The following is a 25,819-nucleotide window of genomic DNA, read 5'->3' as shown; positions in this document are numbered from 1 at the left end:
GTGATTGTATCGCGACTCATATTTGAGCCTCGTTATTTCGTACACTTTTTCCATCCTTACAAAATGAGAAAGAGAATCATGAACAAGAACACCTTCGTTTTACCAGCTATCGTAATTTCAACGGTATGTATGTCACTGTCTGCATTTGCAAATAGCCGTGACAACTCTATCGAAGCTGGTGTGACTTTCATCGGAAATCAAGAACTGGCAAGCTTCGGCTACAGTAAAGAGTTATCGAACAACATCGTTGTCGGTGGCGGTTTCTCATTAGGTACGGAAGCAGTAGATTTAGATGAGCCAAACTCACAAGATGCATGGGGCTTATACTCCAACGTTGGCTATAAATTTGAAATCGCCGAGTTCGATATTATCCCAAAGATCGGTATTAACTATTTGAATGCGGATGTGAAATCTGACAATGCTTCATTTAACGACATCAATATCGATAACGTCTATGGCTCAATAGGCACAACGGTTAACTGGCGCATGATTGGCTTAACGGTGGATTACGGTAAGATCAATGATTCGGCAATGGTGCCAGATGGTTCAGGTGGGACAACACCATTTGAAGAAGATGTAGTACGTGTTACCGCAAGCTTCAATTTCTAGCTTTAGCTTTCAATTGCTAAACCCTTAATTCTCTATTTCTTACCAAAAGAAAGCTGTAGAGAGAGAAAGTATCGAGAGCTCCTATTAGTCAGCCTAATTAGGAGCTTTCTTCTTCATTATGTACTGAAAGTGACACCTATTCACCTTTTGTCAGATGTTGGATCAGCAAGACAAAGAGCCTCAAATCGTCGTTCTTGATGGCGCATGCTAGATGGATTTCGCTCCCACCCTTCTATACAACAGCCCTACCATCGACGTTAAAGTACATCTCGAGGATATTCGTATTAGAACTAGATTTACTATGTTGAGGTAAATAACCAGTTGTGATGAGTAACAATCAGATTATATCGAAGAACAATTGAGAAAGAGTTGAGAAAAATACTTACGACGTGCAGTGTTCACAGTAACCCTGAACAATTTCACCTTGAATGCTCGTATAAAAAATTACTTATTTAAAATGACTCTCGCCTAGAAGCGCACATCCTCACTGCCTTAGCCCCCGCTTGAAAATAATATGTCCTTCAATAACAAATAAGTCATATTAAAATAACAGACACTGATAAAAACACACAATCAACCTTTTAACAAATAAGGTTAATCGAAAACAAGCTCACTACTGATATTTCTATCACTTCACTGTGGATAATTTATCACCTAAATACAAGATTGAATTAACGCTATATAAATCTTCATAATTAATCTTTATCCGTAAAAACCATAATAAATCCTCGAGTTAAATAAGTACAATGAATACCTCCACCACCTAAATTAGCACTTGCTAATCAACTAAGTAAAGCCTATAAAACTGAGTGTTGTAAATGGATAAATACCAGAACAAATGGATTAATCTCCTTTACCTCTTGTAAATCAATGGCATTGATTTATAAATTCAAGTTTTGAATGAACCTCTCTACATCCTTTCATTAAACCCAAATTTATGGGATTAACATCAACATATTGATAGAAAGCCGTGACATTTTAGTTATGTTTTTTAGAAAGGAATCTTTGATTGAATAGAATTTCAATCACCACATATCAATCACACAAATACAATAATGACTGCTTAGGAGTTGAGCCATGCACTGTTCTTTCAACATAAATAACAATAATGAGAGCTTGCAACTAATTTATAATGAAGAAAAAATATATATCAAAAGGGACAGTAATAAAATATCAGAAGAAACCCTTAATAGTAAAGAGAGTTTTGTTCTAAAATTTTTATTAGAACATTCATCAATATCAAACCCTCAATCGGCTAGAGATGTTGAGGAGTCATTTAAATTACATTTTGATGAGGAGTTCAGTTTGTACGCATTAAAAAACATTATCGCGTCGATAAGAAAGAAATATCGTAGCCTATGTAAAAAGGCCAACGTAAATAATAAAAATGAACTGATATCGAATCTCTATAAAGTCGGTTACTTCATCGACCTTGATAAAAGTTCTACCAATCGAATTGCACCGAAGTACAACATCAACCAATTCAAACCCAGCCACAAAGACGTGTTAAAGCTGATGTTCAACGCTTACCAAAAAGAGTTGATAAGATCTTTGATACTTGTGTTCACTGTTTCTTCAATTATCTTATTCGTTGTCTACTTTTTCCAAATCCTTTATACGACGAAAATCGCAGATGAATACAGTCAAAACACCAAAGAAATTGCTGAAGAAGTCATGAGTTACGGCTGCAACAACGAAGGCACAGTCCATGCGTTAAGGCACTCACTCAATCTGGATTCTGTAGTGATGACGACTCCTTTGGGTTCATGTTATGTATCCAAAACACGGTCAAAGATGGTAGAACTCGATCAGATTGATGATTTTTACGATAGCGCTGATTTTGCTTACTCACGATTCACCGACCCTGAGCATGACATTGACCTTACTGTGCGGATCTCCAAAGGCTCAATTGAAGCTCGATACCGAAACTCGTTACTGCCTTTGTTAGTTGACTCTGTCTCCATCCAAAAGAATGGTTACTACATTCTAAACCTTGGAGAAAACAGTAAATCTATCTATCAAGCCCCACTACCAAGCGGTGCGTCCATCACCTTCTACAGTAACGACATTGCCGCGTTGTGGGTTACGTTGGCTCTGCTATTAGCCACCCTGCTCTATCACTCTTATATTTTAGGTTTTGTGGTCTATATACTTCGCTGGAAAAACATATCTTTTGAAGAAGAGCCCATCATCAACACAGAAGATAGTAGCGTGCTGTATTACGAACTGTTGTCTAGGGTACGAAATGTCGGTGTGTTGGACTTTATCAACACCATGAGACGCATCAACCTACTCACTTTCCATACGATTTTACTGATTGAAACCGTCAAAAATGCTAAGGCCAATAACAGCCACGAGATTTATGGTGTGAATGTTTGCCCAAGTGCATTAGTGGGAACGAATTTCGAGAAAATTCGACATCACTTAGCCGCAATGGAAGCAAATGAGTTTGTGGTTGAGATAACCGAATACTCAAATATCGGTTATGGATGTGAAGTGATCGATAACATCAGAGACATTAAAAAGCTGGGCATTACTATCGCGCTGGATGATTTTGGGACCGGAAACAATAACATCGAAATCATCAGTATCATTTCCCCGACTTACCTCAAATTGGACCGTTGTTTTGTCAAAGACATCGAGTCTGGGGAGCATCACCAGGCCGTGCTGCTCAACATCTCTGAAATTGGACGCTTGTCCAACATTACAATGATTTACGAAGGCGTAGAGACTCGCAGGCAACAATATATCTTGTGCCAACTAGGCTACAACCTGCATCAAGGCTACTTGTATAGCAGACCCAGTAACTCAGAAGAGTAAAGCCTCACCCTATTTGAAATGTAGATAAACAATGGTTTCCATTTCAAATAACCACCTTTGATACAACTGCTTGAGAGCCGGCAAGGAAGCTGGCTTCAGGCTCCCTTCCAGCTAAACACTATCCATTCAACCATAAAAACATTCTATCTATTGCTATAAAACCCTTGCCAATTCGAATAAAAAGGTTAGTGTTATACACATGTATATCACCATGCAGTTTTGAATATGACCGAATGGAAAGACGACCAGCCGATCTTTAGGCAGCTTGCCGCAAAGATCAGTGACCAAATTCTTCAAGGTGTTTGGTTAGAACAACAAGCATTACCCTCTGTGCGTGCGGTTGCCGCCGATCTCAAAATCAACCACCTGACTGTCATGAAAAGCTATCAGTTACTGGTTGATGAAGGTCTAGTAGAGAAAAAACGCGGCCAGGGCATGTATGTCGCGGAAGGTGCACTTCAAAAATTGAAAGACTCGGCACACCAAACTTTCATTAACACACAGATCCCAGCCATCGCTGAGACGCTAGGCATCATTGATATGAGTGTCGAAGAACTCGTGAAACAGCTAGAACAACATATAAAGGACAAGTCATGAGTACTTTACTTTCAGTGAAAAACGTAACCAAAACCTATTCAAACCAAGTGGGTGTTGAGAACATCAGCTTTGAGTTAAAGCCGGGGCAAGTGCTTGGGCTGCTTGGACACAATGGCGCGGGTAAATCGACACTGATCAAATCACTGCTTGGTGGGCACAGCTATCAAGGTGAGATTGAGGTGAATGGTTACCATCCTATCCACCAGCACGCAGAACTCATGCAGCACTTATCGTACATTTCAGATGTAAACGTGTTACCTGAGTGGATGACAGTGAAACAACTGCTTCGCTACACCCAAGGTGTACACCCAAGCTTCAACAAGCAAAAAGCCGAACAGACGTTAAGCAGCACCAACATTAAGCTCTCTTCAACGATTAAGCAGCTTTCTAAAGGGATGAAGGTACAACTTCACCTTGCGATCATCATTGCAACCGACACTCAGGTGTTGATCTTAGATGAGCCAACGCTGGGGCTTGATCTACTCTACCGCGATACTTTTTATCGTCACCTCCTAGAGTGGTTCCATGACGGCGAACGCGCCATGATCATTGCTAGCCATGAGGTTTCAGAGATTGAACACCTACTAACGGACGTGTTGATTCTGAAGCAAGGCCACTGTGTGTTGAAAAAGAGCATGGAAGACATCGAGAACGACTATTTCATTATCGATGTCGCAAACAACCATTCAAGCGAGATCCAGAAGCTCAACCCACTGACCTCACAGCCTGGGTTAGGAAGTACTAAGTGGTTACTGGAAGGCCAATATAAAGCGCAAGTTGAGTCATTGGGTAACATCTACAACGTGGGTCTCGCGGACCTATTCCTTGCAACACAGACGGAGAAGGCATAATGCATCCAAGTTTTTACATGCTAGAAAAAGAGCTTATCGAGCACAAAATCAACACTCGATTGCCTCTGTTTGTCGGGTTGTGTGGCTTCTTGCTGTTCGTTAGTCTGTTCTTTAGCGGTCAGGCACAACACGAGTTTTTCTTCCAAATGGAAGTCAACGGCGACGTGAGCGACATCCACAGAGAGTTCGCACAAGATCTTAACTCAGTGATCTACTTTGGCGCAGGCTTGATTTCACTGCTGCTTTCGACGCTTTACATCCCTAAAACGCTGCGTAAAGAGCGCCAAGAAGGCAGCTCAATGTTTTGGAGAAGTATGCCCGTATCGAACGCCATGACTCACTGTGTGAAGCTAGGTTTCGGTTTAGTGGTGATTCCCGCTATCTGCGCTCTGTTGGTTCTATTCGCTGATTCTCTGTTTTGGATTCTGAACGTTTCAAGCGAACAGCAATTAGCACTGATAGTAGAGCAACAATCGCTATTCTATGTGCTAACCAATTGGGTGGTTTTCTTTGGTCGAATGCTGCTGGTTGCGTTAGTTCTATTGCCATTAGCAACGGTTACTCTGGCGATTTCGCAACTGGTTAACTCTCCGCTGCTTGTTATTTTCATCTCAAGCTTTGCGATTAAGTGGTTAGCTATCGCGCTATTCGGATTCTATGGCATCAATGATTTCTTTTCTGTCATCGCATCGCTGCCGATGAAAGTGCTGACGACCAGCAATCCATTCAGTGCGCTTTCAGAAGTCTCTATTCTGTCGTTAAGTATTTACGTACTGCTCGGTATTGGTGGTTACCTACTGAGCCTTAAGTTAAACAGAACCGATGATGTAAGCTTGAAGACGCTGTTCCAACGCTAGAGTCACTGCCTGAACCTAAGCCCTGATCCCTGAGCGGCTAACGTCGTCAGATATCAAAATCTAAATCAAAGCTTCTGAGAAATCGGGAGCTTTTTTATTGGCTGCTGTTTTATTTTTTGGTGTTTTGAATCCTAACAACGGTTTTAGTGATAGAGGCAAAGATACGGATTGGTGATCAGTTTTGGTTTAGTTTTGGTTCAAAGTACTGAGTGAGGTAAAGATAAACTAGGAGGTATTAATGAGCTGACATTGAATTGCATTATTGTTAATGCCTGCCAGCTCTTTGGGGGATGATTTCTTTAGTCGCCGACCAGATGAAGGTCCTTGAGAGTGCTATTGAAATCGGTTTGTTGCGTTTACAGATCTTGTAATCAGTTCTGCTTCTAAGCTTTTAATTCATCATGTTAACTTCAAGCTCTTTCGCTTTTCAGTTATCGATATAAAGCTTATTTCTTTGAAGCTTCTTTCGCTGTGTCTTTCCAGTATTGGATACGAACGCGATGAAGCTGTGCTCTTCTCATTTTTTTCATAAGGGATATTTCCTTTTCTTTAACTGCTCTTCATGAGCTATTTTTATTGCCAACTATTCGAATCTAACGGTGTTTGACGGCCAGATCAATGATACATATCACAAAATATATAGAGTTTTGAGTACCATTTACATCAAAGTATGACCTAGTTATCAACTATGCCTCAATTCAATCTCTTAAGCCGTTGTTCGAAATTTAGATTAGTTATCTCAGATGACAAATTCATTTCAGTATCAATACAGTTCAGTGATACGTATTTAATAGACCGGACCAACATGGATTTAGTTCCCAATAACTCACCTTTCCTGCCATTAACTAGCCTTTCTCGCCTACTACTATCTTCTCCACAACTCATGTTACAGGGTAACTCCTGTTTTTTTGAGCTGGCTATTTTTTATTCACATAAGCCTATACGACACAAACTCAAAATGGGATTATGTTTGTAACGGAAGCGCTTTTAATAGAAAAAGACAGTAATGGATAAAATTAAATGGACGTGATTATGAGTAAAGTAATTCTACAAGGGCATATTCTTGTGCCAGACAACGACCTAGAAGCTGTCACACAAGCGCTGGTTGTTCATAAAGAACTCACACTCTCAGAACCCGGTTGTATCGTATTTCGAGTCAGTCAAAGTTCACTTCAGCCTAATCGATTTGAAGTTTATGAAGAGTTCACTAGTAGAGAAGCATTCGAAGCCCACCAGCAGCGAGTAAAAGCCTCTGAATGGGGTCACATCTCAAAGAACGTAACTCGTCATTATCAAATAACCGACGTTACGACCTCATAAATGTCCGAACCATTAGCCAAGCGCGTCACCAGGTTGATCAAACAAGATCCCTTACGAATGCAAGTTTTAGGTTGTGTCTCTCAACTGGGTTTACCGCAATGCTATGTGGCTGCGGGCTTTGTGCGAAATCGAGTGTGGGACCACCTACATGACTTTGATTCCCCTACGCCACTCAACGACATTGATGTGATCTACTTTGATCGCAGTGATACCTCTTACGAGTCGGCTATTCGATACGAAGCTCAGCTTCAACAGTGGTTACCTGAGTTGGATTGGCAAGTTCGCAATCAAGCCAATATGCACACCCGAAATGGCGACAAACCTTATCAAAGCGCATTAGATGCGATGAATTACTGGCCTGAGAAAGAGACTGCGGTCGCCCTAAAACAAAGTCCAACAGGGGAAATCGAGTGTATTTCTGCTTTTGGCTTAGAGAGCTTGTTTGATTTGAAAATCACACCGAACCCCAATCGCAGTCGCGACGTGTTTGATCAACGAGTCCAATCCAAAAACTGGCTATCCCATTGGCCAAGATTGAATATTGAATAGAGCCGCTGGTAAATCGGTCGAGTTCAAAACTAAACCATTGACTAAAAGCCCAATCAGATCGAACATGCTCCACTTGTTAGCTTAATTAACTTATTAGCTTAGTAACTAATCAACCCATCAACCGCGCGCGGCCACTAACAACTGCACCTTCTCGTCATACTGAGTAACGACCATGAACCAACAATACATGCTGCAAGCTCTTGAAGCTTCGCGCCAAGCCCTGCCTGATTGCCAACCAAACCCGCCAGTGGGCTGTGTTTTGGTCAAAAACGGTGAGGTCGTGTCGGTCGGATACACACAGAAGGTCGGTGGAAATCACGCAGAAGTCGAAGCGCTGAATAGCTATGACGACGGAATGGACGGAGAAATGGAAGGTGTTACGGCTTATGTAACATTAGAGCCCTGCTCTTTTGTTGGCAGAACACCTGCTTGTGCCCACACACTGGTTAAGGCTGGCGTCAAACACGTAGTTATCGCCATGTTAGACCCAGATCCTCGCAATAACGGTCGTGGTGTGGCGATACTCGAATCACACGGCGTGAAAGTCGATGTGGGGCTATCCCAAGCACAAGTGAGTGCCTTTTTAACCCCGTACCTTGGCAAGTCCTAGATCTTAAGCAGTCAGTGTTAATTCAATTTCACACGGTAAAGCGGATTGACTGGCTTATCGACAAAATACGACCAGATATGCTCGTAGACCGCATGTTGGTTAGGAAACGGTGCTAACGCTTTCGCCTCTTCTAAATTGCACCAACGGTACTCAGTATGTTCATCATTCAGTTCAATCGCTTGGTTGGGTGGACATAACACAGCAAACACAGGAATTAGCTGAATCACATTAACGTGTGCCTCGTAAAACTGCTCCAGAAACTGCGCGTTGTACAAGGCTTTCACTTCAATTTTGGTCTCTTCTTCAAACTCACGAACAATAGCCTGCCAGCCTGTTTCGCCCGCTTCAATCGATCCTGCTACATGGCACCAAAATTCGCCTTTCACACGCTTCATTAATAGCATTTTCGTTTGTCCGTCGATCTCTGAAAGAGCGACGCCAGCTACGATGGAAGTATTGAGTGGAATCATAACGTTACCTTAGGTTGAATAAGAGGGCGGCAAAGCTGCCACCCTTCATTTATGAAGTTACCTTCTCTGATTAGAAACGAGAAGTCACTCATCAATTTATGACTATCAAGCGAGACTCCTAAGTTTTGCATGCAAAATGACAACTCATGTATCCCATCATTGATCCATTTCTTATTTGAGGCGCTTTTCGATAAAGAGTAGAATCCCCGCCTTGTACTGTGTTTCTTCACTTTTTATTATTAGAACGTCGGTTTCTAGAAGCCTTGTTTTTAAAGGCCCCTGTTTTAGTCGCTCTGTTTCTAGGCTCTATAATCATACACAGTAGACTCACAACCATTTATCACCAAGATATAAGTACTAAGACGACAATATGCACTCATCCAAACCAACGCACGACTCAGAAAACAGCCACACACCTGAGCATTGCTTCACTCGCTTTCAACAGCCGATCGAGTCATATTCGTTGCCTGAGCGTTTCACCTTCCCGTTCTATTACGAACCACACGCACTGTGTGAAATCGCTTCTCATCAGCTTCAACAATACCTAGAAACACAAACCGATTGGCAACATGACTTCGGGCTAGATTCTGACGCAGGCCGCGGCAAAATGTTTGGCGTATTACTGGTGAAAAGCCCTGAAGGTGAACTTGGTTACTTCTCTGCTTTCTCCGGAAAAATCGCTGACCAAAACTTATTACCTCACTTTGTGCCGCCAGTCTTCGACATGCTCAGCAGCGACAGTTTTTTCCATCAAGACACAGCCGACATGATGGCTGTTAATGCGAAATTTAAAGCGCTGCAAGCGAACGCTGAATACCTTGAACTGTGTGAACAATTAGCACAACAGAAAGCACAGGCAGAGCAAGAGATTGAAGCTCAGCGTTTGTTAATTATAGAAGGTCGAAAAACACGCAAAGAACAACGCGAACAAGGTAAAGAAGACCTTGATGAGCAAGCCTTCGAGCAACTGAATAACGAGTTAAACAGAGCCAGTGTTGCCGACAAAAATCAGCAGAAATATCTTAAACTCAACTGGGAACAGACCCTGAATGAGCTTCAAAGCAAAGTTGACGTGTTTACGACTCAATTGGCTGAACTCAAAGAGCAAAGAGCACACCTTTCTCATCAGCTTCAGCACAAACTGTTTTCACAATACGCTTTCCAAAATGCGGAAGGAAACATTGAGGATCTGAACCAGATCTTTGAAGACACCCCAAACAAGATACCACCAGCAGGTTCTGGTGAATGCGCCGCACCCAAGCTTCTGCAGTACGCGTATTTGAACGGTTACACACCGTTGGCATTGGCTGAATTCTGGTGGGGTCGTTCACCGAAATCGGAAATCCGTAAACACAAGAAATACTACGCTTCTTGTCAGAGTAAGTGTGTGCCGATCCTTGGCCATATGATGAAAGGCCTAGAGGTGGATCCAAACCCATTGCTAGAGAACCCAGCAGAAGGCAAAGACCTCGACATTCTGTATCAAGATGATCACATCGTGGTGGTACACAAGCCAGCAGGTTTCCTATCTGTGCCGGGCAAAACGATTAAAGACTCGGCCTACACTCGCGTTCAAGAAATGCATCAAGATGTTGAAGGGCCATTTGTTATCCACCGCTTAGATATGGCTACCTCTGGCATTCTGATATTTGCTCTTACACGACGTGCGAACAAAAGCCTGCAGAAGCAATTCATTACTCGTGAAGTTGAGAAGCGTTACGTGGCAATGATCGAAGGCGTTCTAGAGCAAGATGAAGGTTATGTTCGCTTACCGCTGCGTGGTGACTTATACGATCGTCCACGTCAGATTGTCTGCTTCGAACACGGCAAGCCAGCTGAAACCAAGTGGGAAGTGATTGAGCGAAACCAAGATACCACCAAGGTTTATCTGCACCCGAAAACTGGCCGCACTCACCAGTTACGTGTTCACTGTTCACACCAAGAAGGGCTAGATATGCCTATCTTGGGTGATGGTCTGTACGGCAACAAAGCCGATAGACTGCACTTACACGCTGAAAGGCTGGCGCTGCATCACCCAGTAACCAAAGAATGGATGGTGTTCCAATTCGACGCTGAATTCTAAGCGTTAAGCCTATTTTCTGCGCTAAGCCTAGGAGATAAACCAGAGTCGCAAAACGTTTGTGACTCTGACTACCTCTTCCTTCTACCCCTTTAGGATAATTCTCCACGCTTATTGCACTACATCAAGGTCCATTTTCTTGCGACGAGTAGCATGCGCCTCTTCTTCTTTCCTTGGGGCCTTTGATATGTCATCAGCTGCTTTGAATTTGCATACCAACACACCAACTTCTTCTGTGATTGCCTCACAAGCACTAAGTTTGAAACCACTCACAGACAAAAAGCCAGACCTAAATTCAGCAATGCTGAGCCTAATTGAAGAAGTTAAAAACGAACTCCCTCTTTACGAGTCGGAGACGTTTATCTGTGGACCGAAAGGAAACTGCTCTGGTTGTTCTAAGAAATTATTGGAGATGGTCGATAGTGAGTTGATGTACTGGGAACACAGTATTTCAATCGGCCAAGGACCCAACTTCGAAGAATTACGCCGTTTTGGTAAGCTGTGCAGCAGTGTTAGACGCGGCTTAGAACGCAATGGCTTGGTAGAAAAACGCCCAAAGAAAAGATAATCAGCTAATTCATAGCTGCCACAACCTTTCCATGAGCATCACAAACTATCGATCATCATTGCAATCCAGCTTGGCCACTAACAGGTTGAACCCGTTCACTATAAAAGTGATAATATTTTGTAATATAATAAGTGCCGAGACAAACCATTAGAGATTTCCCGCCAAGTTCTTGAGCGAATCCATCCTTCATCTCTAGCGTGTCTTAAACCTTCTGAAAACCAACATCACATCCATTAAAGGCCCTTTATTGGATAGCGGGGAAATACCTTGAAGAAACCACAACCAGTACTGGGTAAGACCGGTATGCTATTTTTCCTCGTCATCATCAGTGCGTTTCCTCCATTGACCATCGACTTGTATTTGCCAGCCCTTCCACAAATGGTTGAGGTGTTCAATACTGACCAATCAATGGTCAACCTTACCCTGAGCAGCTACTTCGTGACCTATGCGGTTGGCCTGTTGTTCTGGGGGCCGCTCAGCGAAAAGTTTGGGCGTAAGCCTATTCTACTCATTGGCATCGCAAGCTATATGGTGGCGAGCGTATTATGTGCTATGACCAATAGCATCGAGCAGTTGATTGGTGCTCGTATATTCCAAGCCTTTGCGGGCAGTGCCATCACCGTTATCGCAACCGCCATCGTGAAAGACCTTTATGACGGCCGAGAACGCGAAAAGATCATGGCGACCATCATGTCTCTGGTTATCATCGCACCAATGGTTGCACCAGTATTTGGCGCCTTTCTACTGAAGATTGCATCTTGGAGAATGATGTTCGTTACCCTCGCCGTTTTTGGTGCATTCGCATCAGTATTGGCGCTTTGCTACCGAGAGACACTCGAAAGCAAATACCAAGGCTCTATTTTCCGGTCATGGGGGAGGCTGGGCGTGGTCATGAAGAATCGCTCGTTCATAAAGCTGCTGGTTATTTTCTCCATCACACCAATGGCGCTAATGGGCTTTCTTGCCGCAGGGTCTTATATTTACATCAATGACTTCGGATTGACCGAACAGCAATTCAGTTACGCTTTCGCATTCAACGCATTGTGCGCCTCATTTGGGCCAACGCTTTATATGAAGTTGTCCTACCGAGTATCGGTTCAAAAAGTGATTTCAGGGTGTTTTACTCTATTAGCGATTGCCGGAATCTTTACGCTGACAGTCGGTGGTTTGTCACCTTGGTTCTTTATGTTTATCGCAGCACCAGCGACGCTGATGGTTATCATCATGCGAGTACCAGGCACTAACTTAATGTTGAACCAGCAAGACCAAGACACAGGATCTGCCGTTGCATTGATTCAGTTCTTTAGCATGATTTGTGGTTCACTGGGTATGGTCTTGGTTTCAATCCGCCCAGATTCTCTGATTGAAAACCTAGGCTTTATCCAATTATCGGTAGGTATTCTAGGCGGCTTGATGTGGCTAATGGTCAGAAACAAAGAATATGTAACTAAGAAACTGAGTTAAGCACATCCAAAATAGCTAAGTTTGTACTCAAACACGATTTAGGGCGTCCTCGATCGTATTTGAGGTCTCTCCCTCACTGGCTTTAGCGCATATTGGCTCCAATTACCTCAACTGGAGTCAATCTCATGAAATGGACACACTTACTGTTCGTATTCCTACTTTCCTTTTGTACTTCTGCCATCGCTTCCGATGTCGGATTCACTCAAATCACCTTAACTGACGATCCTAATCGCCCGCTAAACACTGCGATTTGGTATCCCACCCAAGATGTATCAGACACAACCTTGATTGGCGATAACCCAGCCTTCATCGGTACACAAATCATCAAAGATGCAGAAATTCAATCAGGTACTTTTCCAGTAATACTGCTATCACACGGCTACCGAGGAAACTGGCGCAACCAAAACTGGTTGGCAACAGCACTCGCACATCGTGGTTACATCGTAGCGGCGATCAATCACCCGGGAACCACATCTTTTGACCAATCTCCAGAGCAAGCAGCCAAGTGGTGGGAAAGACCGCGAGATATCACACGAACTCTCGATTACCTGTTAAGCGAAGTTCTATGGAAGCAATCTGTTAACGCCAACAATATCACTGCAATCGGACATTCATTAGGAGGCTGGACAGTGATGCAATTGGCAGGAGCGAAAATCGATAGGGCGATCTTCGAAGCTGAGTGTCTTATATACCCTAACCCACGTACCTGTGGACTTTCTGAAGAATTAGGGCTATCGCAAGTCCAAACGGCTGAACCAAACGATAAAGGCCTTTCAGACCCTCGAATACAGCGCGTGGTTAGCCTTGATTTAGGGCTTGCTCGTAGCTTTTCGGTACAAAGCTTCAATAAGATCAATGTACCCACTTTAATACTGGCTGCTGGGATTGATATTGGCGACTTACCTCAGGCATTAGAGTCTGGCTACATGGCAGAGCATATTCCTCTTAGTTCGAGACAATACAAAGTCTACGAAAACGCCACTCATTTCAGTTTCATTCAACCATGTAAATCAGGAGCCGAAGCAATGCTTGAAGAGGAAGTACCGGGCGATGGCATTATTTGTAAAGACGGCTTAGGCGCTTCACGCGGTGAGCTACATCAATTGATATTGAATGACATTTTTGGCTTTCTAAATCGATAAACTTAGAAGTAAACAAACTCAATCTAACACTTATGGCGAGCTTCGAAACTCACTCGGAGTTTGCCCAGTAATCCTTGAAAACTCACGATTGAAATTGGACTTGGTTTGAAAGCCTGATTTCAGGAAGATGTCAGTTATCGTGTCATCACTTTGCTTCAATAGAGTCTTGGCGTACTCAATTCGATAAGCGTTGATCACCTTCGAAATGTTCTCATTATGAGTTTGGTTAACCGCTGACGATATTTTCCGAGCTGGGATGCCTAGCTTTCTCGCCAATCGATTAAGGGACAAATCCGGATCTTTGAACACCTGTTGCTCTCTCATCAACGCGTCAAACTTAGCGACTATCTGCGTGACGTCTTTGTCTTCGCTTACCTTTGGTGTCAGTGCATCAGCTTCGTCAGGTAAGCTATTTAGTGTTGGAAGTTCGCTCTGTTGTTGATTTTGCTTCTGAATCGGAGACGTACTGGTGCTTACAACAATCACAGCCCCAACAATCGCGGGAATAAGAACTAAGTAGCTAATAGATAGGATCAAGTCGGTGTATTGTGCGTTAAGCAGCAAAATATCATACGAGATAATACCGTCCACGAGAGCTGAAAACAGCAAAGCAAAACCAGCAACACGTTCAGCAAGCAAAACATTCGATACATCACTCAGCCTGACTTGCTCTGGAAAGTTAAACGATGATTTCAACAACAAGCAACCATAGCCGAGATATAGCGAGATCAGTAATATATCTATCGCCCCGCCCCAAAGGTGCTCATAAGAAAATGAGCCAACCAGAACAGCGACTGGACCTAACCAATGCAAATGTGTGTTTGGTTTGCTTCGGTGAGCCCCCGCAAAACAGAGCCATGCTGTTACAGGTACGCTTGCCCCTAGAGCTGGCTGTAAGAAACGAAACAATGCAATATCCACCGTCCAACGTAACCCAACAACAGTAATCATCAACGCGCACAACATGATAAACCAAAATGGTTTTTGACTTGTTTGTGGGTAACGATATCGAAGCAAAACGGCCGTGATAAATAACAACAGAGCAGCAACAAATGGCAAGGGAATAGCGAGCATCAAAATTCCATTTATGTTCGAGAAAAGATCATTTCAATATCACGTCACATATTCCGTAAGTAAACCATTGAATCAGTGCGAGTGATAACTATTGAATATCAATCTATGGTAAGTCATTCCTCAGAGAGAAATCTAGAACGAAATCTCGATGGTGTTAAGCCAATGATTTTCATGAAGACTTTTCGAAAGCTGTTTACGTCCTCATAGCCAACTAGGTAGCTGATCTGCTCAACCGGTTTATGGGAGCTTTCCAATAACTCACATGCACTTTGAACACGCACATGTTGGATATAATTGATCGGCGTATAGCTGGTCGCTTTGGTAAATTGACGAATAAAGGTTCTTCGCGTCATAAACGCTTCTTCAGCCAATTGATCAAGAGACAACGAAAGGTGATGGTTCTTTTGAATAAAGCGCTGCACCGAGACAATCTTGTCATTGCTGTGAGCATAGTTTGGCACAAAGCTCTGATAGTAGCGTTGCTCTCTCAACCCCGTATCAAGCACAAGGTATTTACCTAGATTACGAGTATTGGTCGGTGTCGTGTATTTGGTCAGGATAAACAAAGCGAGATCCATCCACGACATCAAACCACCAGCGGTGATAATGTCAGCGTCATCGATCAAAATTTTGTCGACATCAACATCGACCTCAGCATATTGCTCCGAGAATTGTTGTTGTGCTTGCCAATGCGTTGTCACGGTTCGTCCCTGCAACAACCCCGTTTCCGCCAAAATAAACACGCCCGCGCAAGCAGAACACAGTATCGCCCCACGTTGATGAGATTGTACAAGGTAATCCAACAATCCTTCATCCGGCTCTAAATAGTAGCTGCCATCTAAGTTTGGCGGCACCAAAATGATGTCTGCTTTTGAGTTCTCGATTAATCCATCAACCGATTTAGACCAATCGTCGTAAGGCTTAATTTCAACATGAAACTGAACCTGCTCATTGGAAGGTTCGAGGCTATTAGCCAATTGAAGAAACTCTTTCACTCCAAACACGGCACTTTGCAGAGAGCCTGGATAGTCGATGATTTCGACCATTACTGATTTTGTCACTATTGCCATATAGTCTGTCATTTTTGACGTTCGATAAAAACTACAGAGTATTCATAATATCCCTACACCGCAACACACTAAATACAAAGGTATAGACTATGAAGAACACAGCCCTACTACTTATCGACTTTCAAAATGACTATTTCCCTTCATACGAAGGTGCAAAATGGCCTCTGTCTGAAACAGAAAAAGCAGCCGAAAAAGGTGCACAGCTATTATCAGCTTTCAGAGACAAGCAACTTCCTGTGGTTCATGTACGTCATGAGTTTCCGACGAATGATGCTCCGTTCTTCTTGCCAGAATCAGACGGTGCTCAAATCCACAGCAGCGTGACTCCGCTAGAAGGTGAGCCAGTCATCGTAAAGCATCAAATCAATAGCTTTAGAGACACAGAACTGAACAAGGTGCTAAAAGAGCAAGGCGTTGAAAAACTGATCATCGTTGGCGCAATGAGCCACATGTGTATTGATGCTGTGACTCGCGCAGCAACCGATTTAGGCTATGAATGCCACGTAGCGCATGATGCTTGCACAACCTTAGACATGGAGTTCAATGGCGTTAAGGTTCCAGCAGCGCATGTCCACGCCGCATTCATGGCTGCACTGAGCTTTGGTTATTGCAATGTCGCGACAGCAAACGAGCTTGAGAGCCTGCTTAAATAAAGCTCAAAATCAAAAGCCAGCTTCTGAACAATTCTTGTAGATACAAAAAAGGCGCCGATTACGGCGCCTTCTCATTAAAATCTATTTTTACTAAGCTTGAGCCACTTGGCGTGCTGGGTGTTTGATAAACACAGCAACAACAGCCACGATAGCAAGTGCAAAACAGTAGTACGAGTTAGAGACAATCTCTAGCGGCGATAGGTTGAACACAGAACCTAATAGCAATACCTGCGCACCGTAAGGCAATACGCCTTGAATCACACAAGAGAAGATATCCAACAAGCTTGCTGAGCGACGTGGAGATACATTGTTCTCTTCCGCCAATTGGCGAGCCACGCTACCAGACACAATAATCGCTACTGTGTTGTTTGCAGTACATAGGTTCACCATAGATACCAAGCCAGCAATGCCTAGCTCACTCGCACGGCCATTCGCTTGCTTAGAGTGTGAAGAGCCAAACGCACGAATCACACCACTCACTAAGTTAGTCAGGAACGCCAATCCACCTTGGCGACGCATTAGCTCACTCAAACCGCCAATCAGCATCGACAGTAAGAAGATCTCCTGCATGTTGCCAAAGCCTGCATAGATATCTTGAGCGTAATCAGTCATACCGTAGTTCTCAACAGAACCTAGGCTCACGCCACCCGCCAGTAAGATACCAATGGTCAACACGACAAAGACATTCATACCAGATACCGCAAGAATCAGGATGGTGATGTACGGCAGTACTTTCAGCCACTCGATTGGACCTGTTTCAGGAACTTGAGTTGCTGTGCTGTTGAACGCGAAGATAACAATCGCGATAAGAGCAGCAGGAAGTGCAATACGGATGTTCTCTTTAAACTTATCTCTCATCTCACAGCCTTGCGAACGTGTCGCGGCAATCGTGGTATCAGAGATGATAGACAGGTTGTCACCAAACATAGCACCACTCAAAACAACACCCGCTGTCAGTGGAATGCTCATGCCTGCTGAATCTGCAATGCCTAACGCAACCGGAGCAACTGCAGCGATGGTGCCCATCGACGTACCCATTGCTGTCGCAATGAAAGCTGAAATTAGGAAGATACCCGGCAGAATCATGCTCGTTGGAATCGCCGATAGACCAAGATTTACGGTCGCGTCAACGCCACCAGACGCTTTAGCCACGGCCGCAAAAGCACCCGCCAATAGGTAGATCATGCACATTGCAATAATGTCTTTGTGACCGACTCCACCCAGGAATTGTTCGATAGCACGATTCAATTTATCTTTGCTTAGCAACAACGCCAACATCACCGCAGGCAAAGCCGCAATTGGAGCTGGAAGCTGATAGAAAGCAAAATCGACGCCTTGTAATGACATGTACGTACCTACACCAATAAACAGCGCTAGGAACACAATCAGAGGGATAAGCGCCACTGCCGAAGGAGCAATAACCGCATTAGAATTTTTTGAATTGGACATGGAACGACAACACTATAGAACAGGAAGGAGAGCAGACTAATGTCACACTTAGGACTTGTCAACGTCTAGACGTCTAAACGCCCAATTTAATGCAAAGTAATAAGAACCCTATTGAACATCACATAATAGAAAAGGCTATTTACTCACCAGTAAATAGCCTTTCGAGAACAAATTGCCTATGCGTAAAGCAGAGTTTTAGAGAGCTACTCTCTTGATAAACAGAGCTTGCAAAGGACTTAGCGCTTTTGCTTAAAAGTCACTTGATACTCTCCGATATCATCATAAGCAACGGTTGTTAGCTCGTCGAAGTCAAGCTCAACCACACCACAGTAAGACCCTGTAATAATCGCCTCGCCCGCTTCAAAACTGACTCCACGCTTGGTCATCGTATCGATCAACCAGTAGATAGGGTTTTGAGCTAATGCGTTAGGGTGAGCGCCAGAAAATGCCTGAACCTTTCCAGCTTGAGTTATAGCCACTTCGACCTTAGCAGCCGCAAACGCTTTATCTTTCTCTATTTCAGGACCAAGAAATAGGCCTTGGTTTGCCAAGCAATCGGCTAAAACTTCGTAAAATTCTGCATCACTGTCATCAGCAAAGCGAGATTGAATCAACTCCAACGCCATACGACATGAACCAATTGCATCATTGATTTGTGCTTCACTGTAGCCATTTGGGTTCGCAGGCAATGACTTAGTCAGCACAAAAGCGATTTCTGGCTCAACTCGGGCTACCCCTTTGCCTGGCACAGACCCTGTGTCTGCGAACAGTTCACAAACATCTCCTTGCTGCACGTTGTCAGCGAAAATAGGCGCTACGATAAATTTATTTTCTGCAAGAGGTAATAGACACTTCCAGCCCCCCACTCTATCTGCGCGTATTTCAATCATTGATTCTTGAATGGCTAACGCATCATCTAAACTGGTTGGGCGATATTGTTCGATTAATCTTGGCGCTTTAGTTCCCGCGGTGCGACGGCTTAATAACTCTTTAGCCGCCTGCTCAAATACACTTGTCATAATATACCGTTTAAATTTAGAACGATTAGAAATAGGCTTGGACAATTGCATCACTCATACGATGGTTGCACCGTAAAGTGTTCAAAGGCTTATTGTCACATGTACCGCAAGTAAACACATACCTCTAAGTCAATATAACAAAAGAAAAGCCAGCACCTGATGATCAGTTTGCTGGCATTTTGAATATGTCATTGTCGAAGAAGCGCTGTTGATTGCTTATCTAAGCCATTGTCTTGTTTGATCTTCTCAACAATTGCGAACATATTTCTCTGTCTTCAATTTCAAGTTGTATGGTTTGAAGTTCGCAGTCTTCTTTAACGCTCAATTCTTCAATAGTGGTGCGGTAGTTATTGTGTTTGCCTGTGATTATTTGCATCGTCATTACTGTCTCCTAACTTGAATTTACGAACCGCTAAGTGATAATGTCAACTACAAGCACAATGGTTGATACTATCAACTGTATTCCTGAGGATCGTTCATGCCTGATAACACATCGCTAGAGTCTATCTTTCGCTTAGTACACTCTTTTAAACGCCAAATGCGTGAACAGATTGAGAGCTTAGATTCTGAGATCGCACCTATGAACATTCGTGTCATGAAGATCATTACTAAGAAATCTCCATGTACCGCTATCGATATCGCAAACTGCCTATGCCGTGATAAAGCACAAGTCACGAGACTAGTAAATACAACGATCAATCAAGAGCTTGTGAAGAAGTCTCCAAACCCTGAAGACAAGCGTAGCCAATTGTTGGTCCTGACTGATAAGGGTGAAGAGATCATGGGTAAAGTCTCTAATATTGATCGAGACATGCTACAACGAATGACCAAAGGCATGACCGAAGATGAATTAGAACAGTTCAGCAAAATAGCGAACAAAATGGCTAAGAACCTCGAAAGTTGCTCTAAGTAACAAGCAGCCCTTTCGAACAAGCCACTCTTTTCAAAAAGCAAAAACGCCACCGAATCGTAAGATCGGTGGCGTTTTGTGTATAAGCTGGGTTTATACAGATTAGCGGTTTAGCTACGTCTATTTGGATGACAGCTCTAATTCGATGCTAGTTTCCACCATGCTTGAACAGGTACTGGTTCTGAAATCACCAAACGTTCACCCATCATAGGGCTTACCATTTGCACGTCTCGCTCTTTGCTTATAGTGAGAGCTTGTTCCATTGGGTCTTGCCAATCGTGCATTGATAGGTCAAACGTACTGTTGTGGATTGGCATCATCACCTTACCTTGCAGGTCGATGTGCGCTTGAACGCTCTGTTCTGGGAACATATGAATATCAGCCCAAAGTGAGTTGTATGCGCCCGTTTCAACCATGGTTAAATCAAATGGCCCATAGCGCTCACCAATCTCTTTAAAGCCGTTGAAGTAACCGGAATCACCACTAAAGAAGACTTTCTTATCTGAAGCGTTAATAACCCAACTCCCCCACAGTGTTTGGTCACGGTCAAGTAAGCCACGCCCAGAGAAGTGCTGTGTTGGAGTCAAAGTAAACTCGATGTCGGCAGCTATTGCTGATTCCCACCAGTTCAGCTCAATGATCTTTGCTTTATCCACGCCCCACTTTTCCAGTAGCGCACCGACTCTAAGTGGCACCAAAAACGTACCTACTTTATCGGCAAGCACCTTAACCGCACCTTTGTCTAAATGGTCGTAGTGATCGTGGCTGATCACCACCACATCAATATCGGGTAGATCTTGCAGTGTGATTGGTGTTGGATGAAAACGCTTTGGCCCCATCCATTGCACTGGCGATGCACGATCACTGAACACGGGGTCAGTCATCACTAACTTACCATCCAGTTTCATCATCACGCTTGAGTGACCTAAACGGTACGCAACGTCTTCTTGTTCTTCAATCAGCTGTTCTGCTGTCATCGGCATTAGAGGCAATGCAGCACGCGGCACCGGCTCATTCCTTTCCACTGTCACATAGGCTTTCAAGATTGAAAAAATATCAGACATACCCGATTTGTATTCCAGTTCACTGTTAACAAACTTCTTCGGAAGCTTATCTAGATTGTCATTTGATTGTGAACCTGTGCTTACGATAGCGACCACGGCAAGTACTCCTAAAATCGGTAATAGATATTTTTTCATTGGTATCTCTTCAACCGTTGGGAAAACCCAACTCAAAACTACACTGGTAAGTTTACATATCAAAAAACAAAAGTAAACCAATGAGTGTAATTTTTATTAATTGAATTTGGCTCCGAAAAAAGTCCTCAGTCAAAGCACAAGTAAATGCGACCGCCTCCAAACCTGTACAAATATCGCACAACACTCATTTCCAGGATTCATTTATTGACCAACAAGTCAGGTTTTAATTAACATTATATTTACAAATGAACATTGGAAGTTTTAGAAGGGACTCTAAATTGCAATTTACTATACGAACTAAGGCAATATTGGCGACGATCATCGCTGCTCTGGCCATTATTAGCGTGATGGGGATATATTCATTTCAATCAAGCCGAGCCATCTTGATTGATAGAACCTTTGAAAGAGAACTGCCCGCGTCACTTGGCGAGGTGAGCAATGAAATCAACCTTAAGTTGGAAACTCCTATTCTTGCATCAAAGATGATGACGCTTTCACCTTTAATGCAGCAAACCACACTCTCGGAAGAAGAGCTTCGGACCTATCTTCAATCTGTTAAAAATGAATTCAACGCGATCAGTGCCTATTACGTTTCCAACGAAGCGGGCACTTACTACACACATAATGGCGTACTAAAAACCATCTCAGCCAATGAACAAAATGACCAATGGTTCTACCGCTTCATCCAGTCAGATAAAGCATTTGAGCTCTCTTTAGATATTGATGCCGGCACTGGAATCCCAGCGCTATTTGTCAATTATGTAGTTACTCGAAACGGCGAACGTATCGGTGTGACTGGCATCGGCTTGACCTTGGAAAGTATTACCCAATTGATCAGCAATTACAGCGTAGGTAAAAGCGGTATTGTTTTCCTGGTCGATCAACAAGGGCTCATCAAGGTTCACCCAGATAAAAACCTAATTGGTCAGTCACTGGACTCTGTCGGGATTGAAAGTAGCCTACTGCTCGGTAGTCAGCAAACCATTGTTCATGAGGGTGTTGTTGACGGACAGCCTCAAATTCTAGGCTCCAAATCGATGCCGGGTATTGGTTGGACTTTGATTACTCAAATCCCCAAGCAAGAAGTATTAAGTGAATTAAACGGCTTCAGTCAAACCATTATCTTTATGGCTTTATTCATCGCTGCAATCTATACACCAATCGCAGCATGGGCGACCAACAAACTGTTGCTGCCTTTCGTTGAGGTTGCAGAACTATTGCAACAGATAGGAAAAGGCGGTGGCGATCTAACGCTTCGCTTGGATGACTCACGTCATGATGAAATAGGTCAGATTGCAAAAGGATATAACCAATTTGTTCAATACCTTAGCGACCTGCTTAAAGACGTTTCGAATACGGGTCAACAAATATCAGAATCCATTCAGAGCGTGGATGGAATGGCTCAATCAATGGAACAAGACATCAAACAACAAACTAGCCAGATAGAACAGGTCGCCACAGCCATTCACGAGATGGGAGCCAGCTCTGACGAAATAGCCCAAAACGCTAACGGTGCTGCCGATAGCGCGAGCAGAGCTTCAGGTGCGATAAGCATCGGTCAAAAATCAGTCACCGTCACCTCAGAAAGTATCGAACACATGAACCAACAACTCGACGACACCACGGCAATCGTTAATCAACTCGCTCAAGATGCGAACTCTATCGACACTGTGTTGGATGTAATCAGCGGTGTTTCTGAACAAACGAACTTGTTAGCATTGAATGCGGCAATCGAAGCCGCTCGGGCTGGAGAGCAAGGCCGTGGCTTTGCGGTGGTTGCTGACGAAGTAAGAACGCTCGCCTCACGAAGCCAAGCATCAACTGAAGAAATACGCGGCATTATCGAGAAGCTTCAGCATCGTACTCAACAAGCCGTGGCTGCGATTGAGACTAGCACCACTCTTGGGAGTAACTGTCAGGTTGAGGCTTCTAATTCAGAACAGCAGCTATCAAGCATTTCTCAGAGTGTCGATGAGATGAATGCAATAAACATGCAGATCGCCGCGGCGACTGGGCAGCAATCTAATGTGATCAACGAGATATCACCACACATCTCTGGCATTTCTGAAATAGCCAGAGAGAGCGACAATATGATAGAGAAAACGGCGCAAGAGTGTCAGCACCTACGCGCCAAAGCCATGCACTTGACCAGTCTGGTTTCTCAATTCAAATGTTAGCTTCAAAAGCACACGAAATAAGCTTAACTATTAACACTCAAATTAGTCAGCAGACCATACATTTTTGAAATCGGGCCATCCCCAGTTGGTGATGGCCACGTTTTTCAAAATCCCCTGGAAACGTACGGTTTGTAGGTGATGGAACATAGGCACTAGCCAATAATCAGAAATTAACGTGGATGCAACGGGCTCCAACTCTGCCAAGTAATTAGGCAGTTCAACCGATGCTTTGTGATGATCTAAGCGCTGTTTGAGCCAATCACTGTTCATCTCTCCTAGTGCCGAGTGCAAAACAGGGTCATTCATCAACCATGAGAACAATGAAGAAGGGGCATTGTCATCAAGGTTGAGGTTACACAACACTAAGTCTTCTTTTAAATCGCCACTTTGAGAGAGCTGTGCCAGTTCTCGAAAGCTGTAGGTATTCACCTCAACTTCCACACCATATCGTTTCAGTATGTCTGATACGCAAATAGCACATCGATAGAGCGCGTAATAGTTATAAACAGCGATGCTCATCTTTTTCGGCAATTGCGTCTCTTTCGGAGGCGTTCGATACAGTTTCTGCCAACTTGGCAATATGTTCTGAGCAAAAGAAACACTGAACAAGCCTTGGTTTTGTTCCAGTTGAGACAATACCGCTTGTGGGTTAGCTATCCCTGCGATGTACTTACGCTGCTCATCAGTTAACAGACTAGACGCTGAATTCTGATTGAATAGAATAAACAAACACCCATCCTCAACTCGGCTACGAAGGCCATCAGTTTCAGCCGACACCAGCTTCGCATCACTTTTCCCGAGTTGATGAAAACAAGACGAATCTTCATAAGGTGACACCTGCATTTGGCTGTCGTCGAAACGAGCACTGCCCGTCATCGACTCTTCAAACTGCCAGATGGTCACTTCATCAGTTAAAGAACGACAACCATAATAGTGTTCAAATGCGGCAAGCTTGATACGTTCATTATTGGTTTCAACCACTTTGAAGGGGCCAGTTCCAATCACGGCATGAGACACCGAATTTAATGGCGATGGCTCACGGGTCACTTGCGCAGCAGGTTGAATCGAATACTTAACGCCAGCAAGTAAGCCCGCGAAGCCGGTATCTGCTTTGGTCAGTTGAAAGCTGATCCTTAACGGCTGCTCACTGTAAACCGAAGCAACATGAGCTAACTCTGTCTGATAGAAAGGTAGCGGTTGTAAAGCGGTAAACAACGAAACTAGCTGTTTGGCGTCAACGGGTTGGCCATCGTGGAAAGTTAGGCCAGGGCGCAAATAGAAAGTCCAAACCAACTTTTCAGCATCATATTCCCAATGGTGCGCCAGTTCAGGCTTCAACTCGCCCTTGCCATTACAAGTGACGAGGCAACTGAACACTTGCCTGATCAAAAATCGTTCGCTACTACGGTGAATATGGTGTGGGAATAGGTCTTCAAACTTACGTTTATAGGTTAATTGAACGTGCAGTAGCCCTTCACGCATCGTCGCGCCAGAGGTTTCTTGGAGAAGAGATCCAAATACAGCGCGGTCATTGTCTAGAATTGAGAGTGCTTTTTCGTATTTGCCCTGCTCTATCAATTTACTGGCAACATGTTGAGTCAATTCTTGATGGCTAAAACGTAAGGTCAGACTAGAACGTTGATTCCTGCCGACTTTTGGTTCCCACACCACCCATTCAGCCTGATGCATCTTACCTAACAAGGTTCGAGCATGGCGCAAACTGGTGAACAGCTTGTCTGCGACCTCAGTCAAGGTAACCGAATGTGAGAGATTAGGCTCGAACGAATCTAGCCTTGTGTAGTAACGCATCATGTTTAAATCAGACAAATAATGAACCTTTTTAGAAACAACCCTTCCTCATAAGGCCCATTATAAAACACATTGGCCATAAAGTTACGATAAAAGACAAAAACAGGAACAACTTAACAAAAAACCATCTGTTTATTACTTCCTATTAAATGACCATAATTAATGGGTCAGCAAGGAACGACGAGTTCCTACCAAAGCCTAATACAAGAGAAGTAATCATCATGAGAAAATACTATCTTAATAAGTTAAAAAGCACCTGTAGCAAGCTCGAAAGAGAAGCACTACGAACACTTATAGAGCTATGTAACTGGCGTTATTAGTACACTTTTTGGCACCGAGTTAACGCGAGTTGAGTACAACCTAATATGCTCCTACCCCCAATATGAGTTAGGTCTCAACTCGCTTTTCCATTCCAAACACCCTCTCAACCCTGCTGTACCAATCACTCACACATTCGATAACTTTCTGTTGTCGACTCGACAAATTTAATTCGTTTTCTTAGTTAAACAAAAAGCCTTAAGG

At 43.6% G+C, this 25,819-nt stretch carries 22 protein-coding genes and 1 pseudogene; 15 read left to right on the top strand and 8 right to left on the bottom strand.

Annotation, left to right across the window (positions count from 1 at the left end):
• Nucleotides 1-78 precede the first annotated feature (78 nt).
• The 8 genes from IHV80_RS19045 (at nt 79) to IHV80_RS19010 (ending at nt 8,213) form a co-directional block, all read left to right on the top strand.
• A complete protein-coding gene (locus IHV80_RS19045) occupies nt 79-609 on the top strand; it encodes a hypothetical protein (protein ID WP_192891875.1) in 531 nt (176 codons plus the stop codon).
• 1,077 nt (nt 610-1,686) lie between these two features.
• A complete protein-coding gene (locus IHV80_RS19040; protein WP_192891874.1) occupies nt 1,687-3,429 on the top strand; it encodes an EAL domain-containing protein in 1,743 nt (580 codons plus the stop codon).
• Nucleotides 3,430-3,654: 225 nt separating this feature from the next.
• A complete protein-coding gene (locus IHV80_RS19035) occupies nt 3,655-4,026 on the top strand; it encodes a GntR family transcriptional regulator (RefSeq protein ID WP_192891873.1) in 372 nt (123 codons plus the stop codon).
• Entirely contained in the window at nt 4,023-4,877 is an 855-nt protein-coding gene (locus IHV80_RS19030) for an ABC transporter ATP-binding protein (RefSeq protein WP_192891872.1), read from the top strand. The genes IHV80_RS19035 and IHV80_RS19030 overlap by 4 nt, the downstream gene beginning before the upstream one ends.
• Nucleotides 4,877-5,734: a hypothetical protein gene (locus IHV80_RS19025; protein ID WP_192891871.1), complete on the top strand. Its 858-nt coding sequence runs from the start codon at nt 4,877-4,879 to the stop codon at nt 5,732-5,734. Before IHV80_RS19030 ends, IHV80_RS19025 begins: the two co-directional genes overlap by 1 nt.
• Before the next feature lie 1,032 nt (nt 5,735-6,766).
• A complete protein-coding gene (locus IHV80_RS19020) occupies nt 6,767-7,054 on the top strand; it encodes a putative quinol monooxygenase (protein WP_192891870.1) in 288 nt (95 codons plus the stop codon).
• Nucleotides 7,055-7,603: a nucleotidyltransferase family protein gene (locus tag IHV80_RS19015; protein WP_192891869.1), complete on the top strand. Its 549-nt coding sequence runs from the start codon at nt 7,055-7,057 to the stop codon at nt 7,601-7,603.
• Nucleotides 7,604-7,775: 172 nt separating this feature from the next.
• Nucleotides 7,776-8,213, top strand: a complete 438-nt coding sequence (locus IHV80_RS19010; RefSeq protein WP_192891868.1) for a bifunctional diaminohydroxyphosphoribosylaminopyrimidine deaminase/5-amino-6-(5-phosphoribosylamino)uracil reductase RibD — start codon at nt 7,776-7,778, stop codon at nt 8,211-8,213.
• Nucleotides 8,214-8,230: 17 nt separating this feature from the next.
• Here IHV80_RS19010 and IHV80_RS19005 read toward each other — a convergent pair whose 3' ends face one another.
• Nucleotides 8,231-8,683 (bottom strand): NUDIX hydrolase, encoded by a 453-nt coding sequence (locus tag IHV80_RS19005; protein WP_192891867.1) that lies wholly within the window; start codon nt 8,681-8,683, stop codon nt 8,231-8,233.
• Nucleotides 8,684-9,053: 370 nt separating this feature from the next.
• On the opposite strand from IHV80_RS19005, the gene IHV80_RS19000 reads away from it, so the two are divergent.
• The 4 genes from IHV80_RS19000 (at nt 9,054) to IHV80_RS18985 (ending at nt 13,937) form a co-directional block, all read left to right on the top strand.
• Nucleotides 9,054-10,766: an RluA family pseudouridine synthase gene (locus IHV80_RS19000; RefSeq protein WP_192891866.1), complete on the top strand. Its 1,713-nt coding sequence runs from the start codon at nt 9,054-9,056 to the stop codon at nt 10,764-10,766.
• Nucleotides 10,767-10,950: 184 nt separating this feature from the next.
• Nucleotides 10,951-11,331 carry a hypothetical protein gene (locus IHV80_RS18995; RefSeq protein WP_192891865.1) on the top strand — a complete coding sequence of 127 codons (381 nt, stop codon included), beginning with the start codon at nt 10,951-10,953 and terminating at the stop codon, nt 11,329-11,331.
• Between the two features lie 267 nt (nt 11,332-11,598).
• Complete coding sequence (locus IHV80_RS18990) at nt 11,599-12,795, top strand: multidrug effflux MFS transporter (protein WP_451923562.1); 1,197 nt, start codon at nt 11,599-11,601, stop codon at nt 12,793-12,795.
• A 125-nt stretch (nt 12,796-12,920) separates the two neighbouring features.
• Nucleotides 12,921-13,937: an alpha/beta hydrolase family protein gene (locus IHV80_RS18985; protein WP_192891864.1), complete on the top strand. Its 1,017-nt coding sequence runs from the start codon at nt 12,921-12,923 to the stop codon at nt 13,935-13,937.
• A gap of 30 nt (nt 13,938-13,967) precedes the next feature.
• Here the strand turns inward: IHV80_RS18985 and IHV80_RS18980 are convergent, their stop codons facing one another.
• A complete protein-coding gene (locus IHV80_RS18980) occupies nt 13,968-15,014 on the bottom strand; it encodes a helix-turn-helix domain-containing protein (RefSeq protein ID WP_192891863.1) in 1,047 nt (348 codons plus the stop codon).
• 110 nt (nt 15,015-15,124) lie between these two features.
• A complete protein-coding gene (locus IHV80_RS18975) occupies nt 15,125-16,081 on the bottom strand; it encodes a GlxA family transcriptional regulator (RefSeq protein WP_192891862.1) in 957 nt (318 codons plus the stop codon).
• Nucleotides 16,082-16,170: 89 nt separating this feature from the next.
• Here IHV80_RS18975 and IHV80_RS18970 point away from each other — a divergent pair, with 89 nt between their 5' ends.
• Nucleotides 16,171-16,734 (top strand): cysteine hydrolase family protein, encoded by a 564-nt coding sequence (locus IHV80_RS18970; protein WP_192891861.1) that lies wholly within the window; start codon nt 16,171-16,173, stop codon nt 16,732-16,734.
• Nucleotides 16,735-16,824: 90 nt separating this feature from the next.
• Here IHV80_RS18970 and IHV80_RS18965 read toward each other — a convergent pair whose 3' ends face one another.
• From IHV80_RS18965 to IHV80_RS18955, 3 genes and pseudogenes are all read right to left on the bottom strand, one after another.
• Nucleotides 16,825-18,183 (bottom strand): Na+/H+ antiporter NhaC family protein, encoded by a 1,359-nt coding sequence (locus IHV80_RS18965; protein ID WP_192891860.1) that lies wholly within the window; start codon nt 18,181-18,183, stop codon nt 16,825-16,827.
• A 236-nt stretch (nt 18,184-18,419) separates the two neighbouring features.
• Nucleotides 18,420-19,202, bottom strand: a complete 783-nt coding sequence (locus IHV80_RS18960) for a hydratase (protein ID WP_192891859.1) — start codon at nt 19,200-19,202, stop codon at nt 18,420-18,422.
• 197 nt (nt 19,203-19,399) lie between these two features.
• Nucleotides 19,400-19,578: pseudogene (locus IHV80_RS18955) on the bottom strand (DUF3861 family protein); the annotation flags it as partial.
• A 102-nt stretch (nt 19,579-19,680) separates the two neighbouring features.
• Between IHV80_RS18955 and IHV80_RS18950 the strand changes: the two are divergent.
• A complete protein-coding gene (locus IHV80_RS18950; RefSeq protein WP_192891858.1) occupies nt 19,681-20,115 on the top strand; it encodes a MarR family winged helix-turn-helix transcriptional regulator in 435 nt (144 codons plus the stop codon).
• Nucleotides 20,116-20,249: 134 nt separating this feature from the next.
• Here the strand turns inward: IHV80_RS18950 and IHV80_RS18945 are convergent, their stop codons facing one another.
• Nucleotides 20,250-21,311, bottom strand: coding sequence for an MBL fold metallo-hydrolase (locus IHV80_RS18945; RefSeq protein ID WP_192891857.1), 1,062 nt, complete (start codon nt 21,309-21,311; stop codon nt 20,250-20,252).
• A gap of 278 nt (nt 21,312-21,589) precedes the next feature.
• Here IHV80_RS18945 and IHV80_RS18940 point away from each other — a divergent pair, with 278 nt between their 5' ends.
• Entirely contained in the window at nt 21,590-23,488 is a 1,899-nt protein-coding gene (locus IHV80_RS18940) for a methyl-accepting chemotaxis protein (protein ID WP_226088554.1), read from the top strand.
• 42 nt (nt 23,489-23,530) lie between these two features.
• On the opposite strand, the gene IHV80_RS18935 is transcribed toward IHV80_RS18940, so the two are convergent.
• Nucleotides 23,531-25,315: an SgrR family transcriptional regulator gene (locus tag IHV80_RS18935; protein WP_192891856.1), complete on the bottom strand. Its 1,785-nt coding sequence runs from the start codon at nt 25,313-25,315 to the stop codon at nt 23,531-23,533.
• Nucleotides 25,316-25,819: the final 504 nt, after the last annotated feature.

It is taken from the genome of Vibrio bathopelagicus (genome assembly GCF_014879975.1).
Taxonomy (GTDB): Bacteria; Pseudomonadota; Gammaproteobacteria; order Enterobacterales; family Vibrionaceae; genus Vibrio; species Vibrio bathopelagicus.
The sequence above is the reverse complement of the archived record's forward strand: the minus strand, read 5'-3'. Positions and strand labels throughout refer to the sequence as shown.

Excerpts from the sequence above, each read along its gene's own strand:
- IHV80_RS18965 (WP_192891860.1), bottom strand. The coding sequence starts at position 18,183 with ATGTCCAATTCAAAAAATTCTAATGCGGTTATTGCTCCTTCGGCAGTG.
- IHV80_RS19005 (WP_192891867.1), bottom strand. The coding sequence starts at position 8,683 with ATGATTCCACTCAATACTTCCATCGTAGCTGGCGTCGCTCTTTCAGAG.
- IHV80_RS19035 (WP_192891873.1), top strand. The coding sequence starts at position 3,655 with ATGACCGAATGGAAAGACGACCAGCCGATCTTTAGGCAGCTTGCCGCA.
- IHV80_RS19030 (WP_192891872.1), top strand. The coding sequence starts at position 4,023 with ATGAGTACTTTACTTTCAGTGAAAAACGTAACCAAAACCTATTCAAAC.
- IHV80_RS18945 (WP_192891857.1), bottom strand. The coding sequence starts at position 21,311 with ATGAAAAAATATCTATTACCGATTTTAGGAGTACTTGCCGTGGTCGCT.
- IHV80_RS19010 (WP_192891868.1), top strand. The coding sequence starts at position 7,776 with ATGAACCAACAATACATGCTGCAAGCTCTTGAAGCTTCGCGCCAAGCC.
- IHV80_RS19020 (WP_192891870.1), top strand. The coding sequence starts at position 6,767 with ATGAGTAAAGTAATTCTACAAGGGCATATTCTTGTGCCAGACAACGAC.
- IHV80_RS18985 (WP_192891864.1), top strand. The coding sequence starts at position 12,921 with ATGAAATGGACACACTTACTGTTCGTATTCCTACTTTCCTTTTGTACT.
- IHV80_RS18960 (WP_192891859.1), bottom strand. The coding sequence starts at position 19,202 with ATGACAAGTGTATTTGAGCAGGCGGCTAAAGAGTTATTAAGCCGTCGC.
- IHV80_RS18995 (WP_192891865.1), top strand. The coding sequence starts at position 10,951 with ATGTCATCAGCTGCTTTGAATTTGCATACCAACACACCAACTTCTTCT.
- IHV80_RS18970 (WP_192891861.1), top strand. The coding sequence starts at position 16,171 with ATGAAGAACACAGCCCTACTACTTATCGACTTTCAAAATGACTATTTC.
- IHV80_RS19025 (WP_192891871.1), top strand. The coding sequence starts at position 4,877 with ATGCATCCAAGTTTTTACATGCTAGAAAAAGAGCTTATCGAGCACAAA.
- IHV80_RS19040 (WP_192891874.1), top strand. The coding sequence starts at position 1,687 with ATGCACTGTTCTTTCAACATAAATAACAATAATGAGAGCTTGCAACTA.
- IHV80_RS18950 (WP_192891858.1), top strand. The coding sequence starts at position 19,681 with ATGCCTGATAACACATCGCTAGAGTCTATCTTTCGCTTAGTACACTCT.
- IHV80_RS18975 (WP_192891862.1), bottom strand. The coding sequence starts at position 16,081 with ATGGCAATAGTGACAAAATCAGTAATGGTCGAAATCATCGACTATCCA.
- IHV80_RS19045 (WP_192891875.1), top strand. The coding sequence starts at position 79 with ATGAACAAGAACACCTTCGTTTTACCAGCTATCGTAATTTCAACGGTA.
- IHV80_RS19015 (WP_192891869.1), top strand. The coding sequence starts at position 7,055 with ATGTCCGAACCATTAGCCAAGCGCGTCACCAGGTTGATCAAACAAGAT.
- IHV80_RS19000 (WP_192891866.1), top strand. The coding sequence starts at position 9,054 with ATGCACTCATCCAAACCAACGCACGACTCAGAAAACAGCCACACACCT.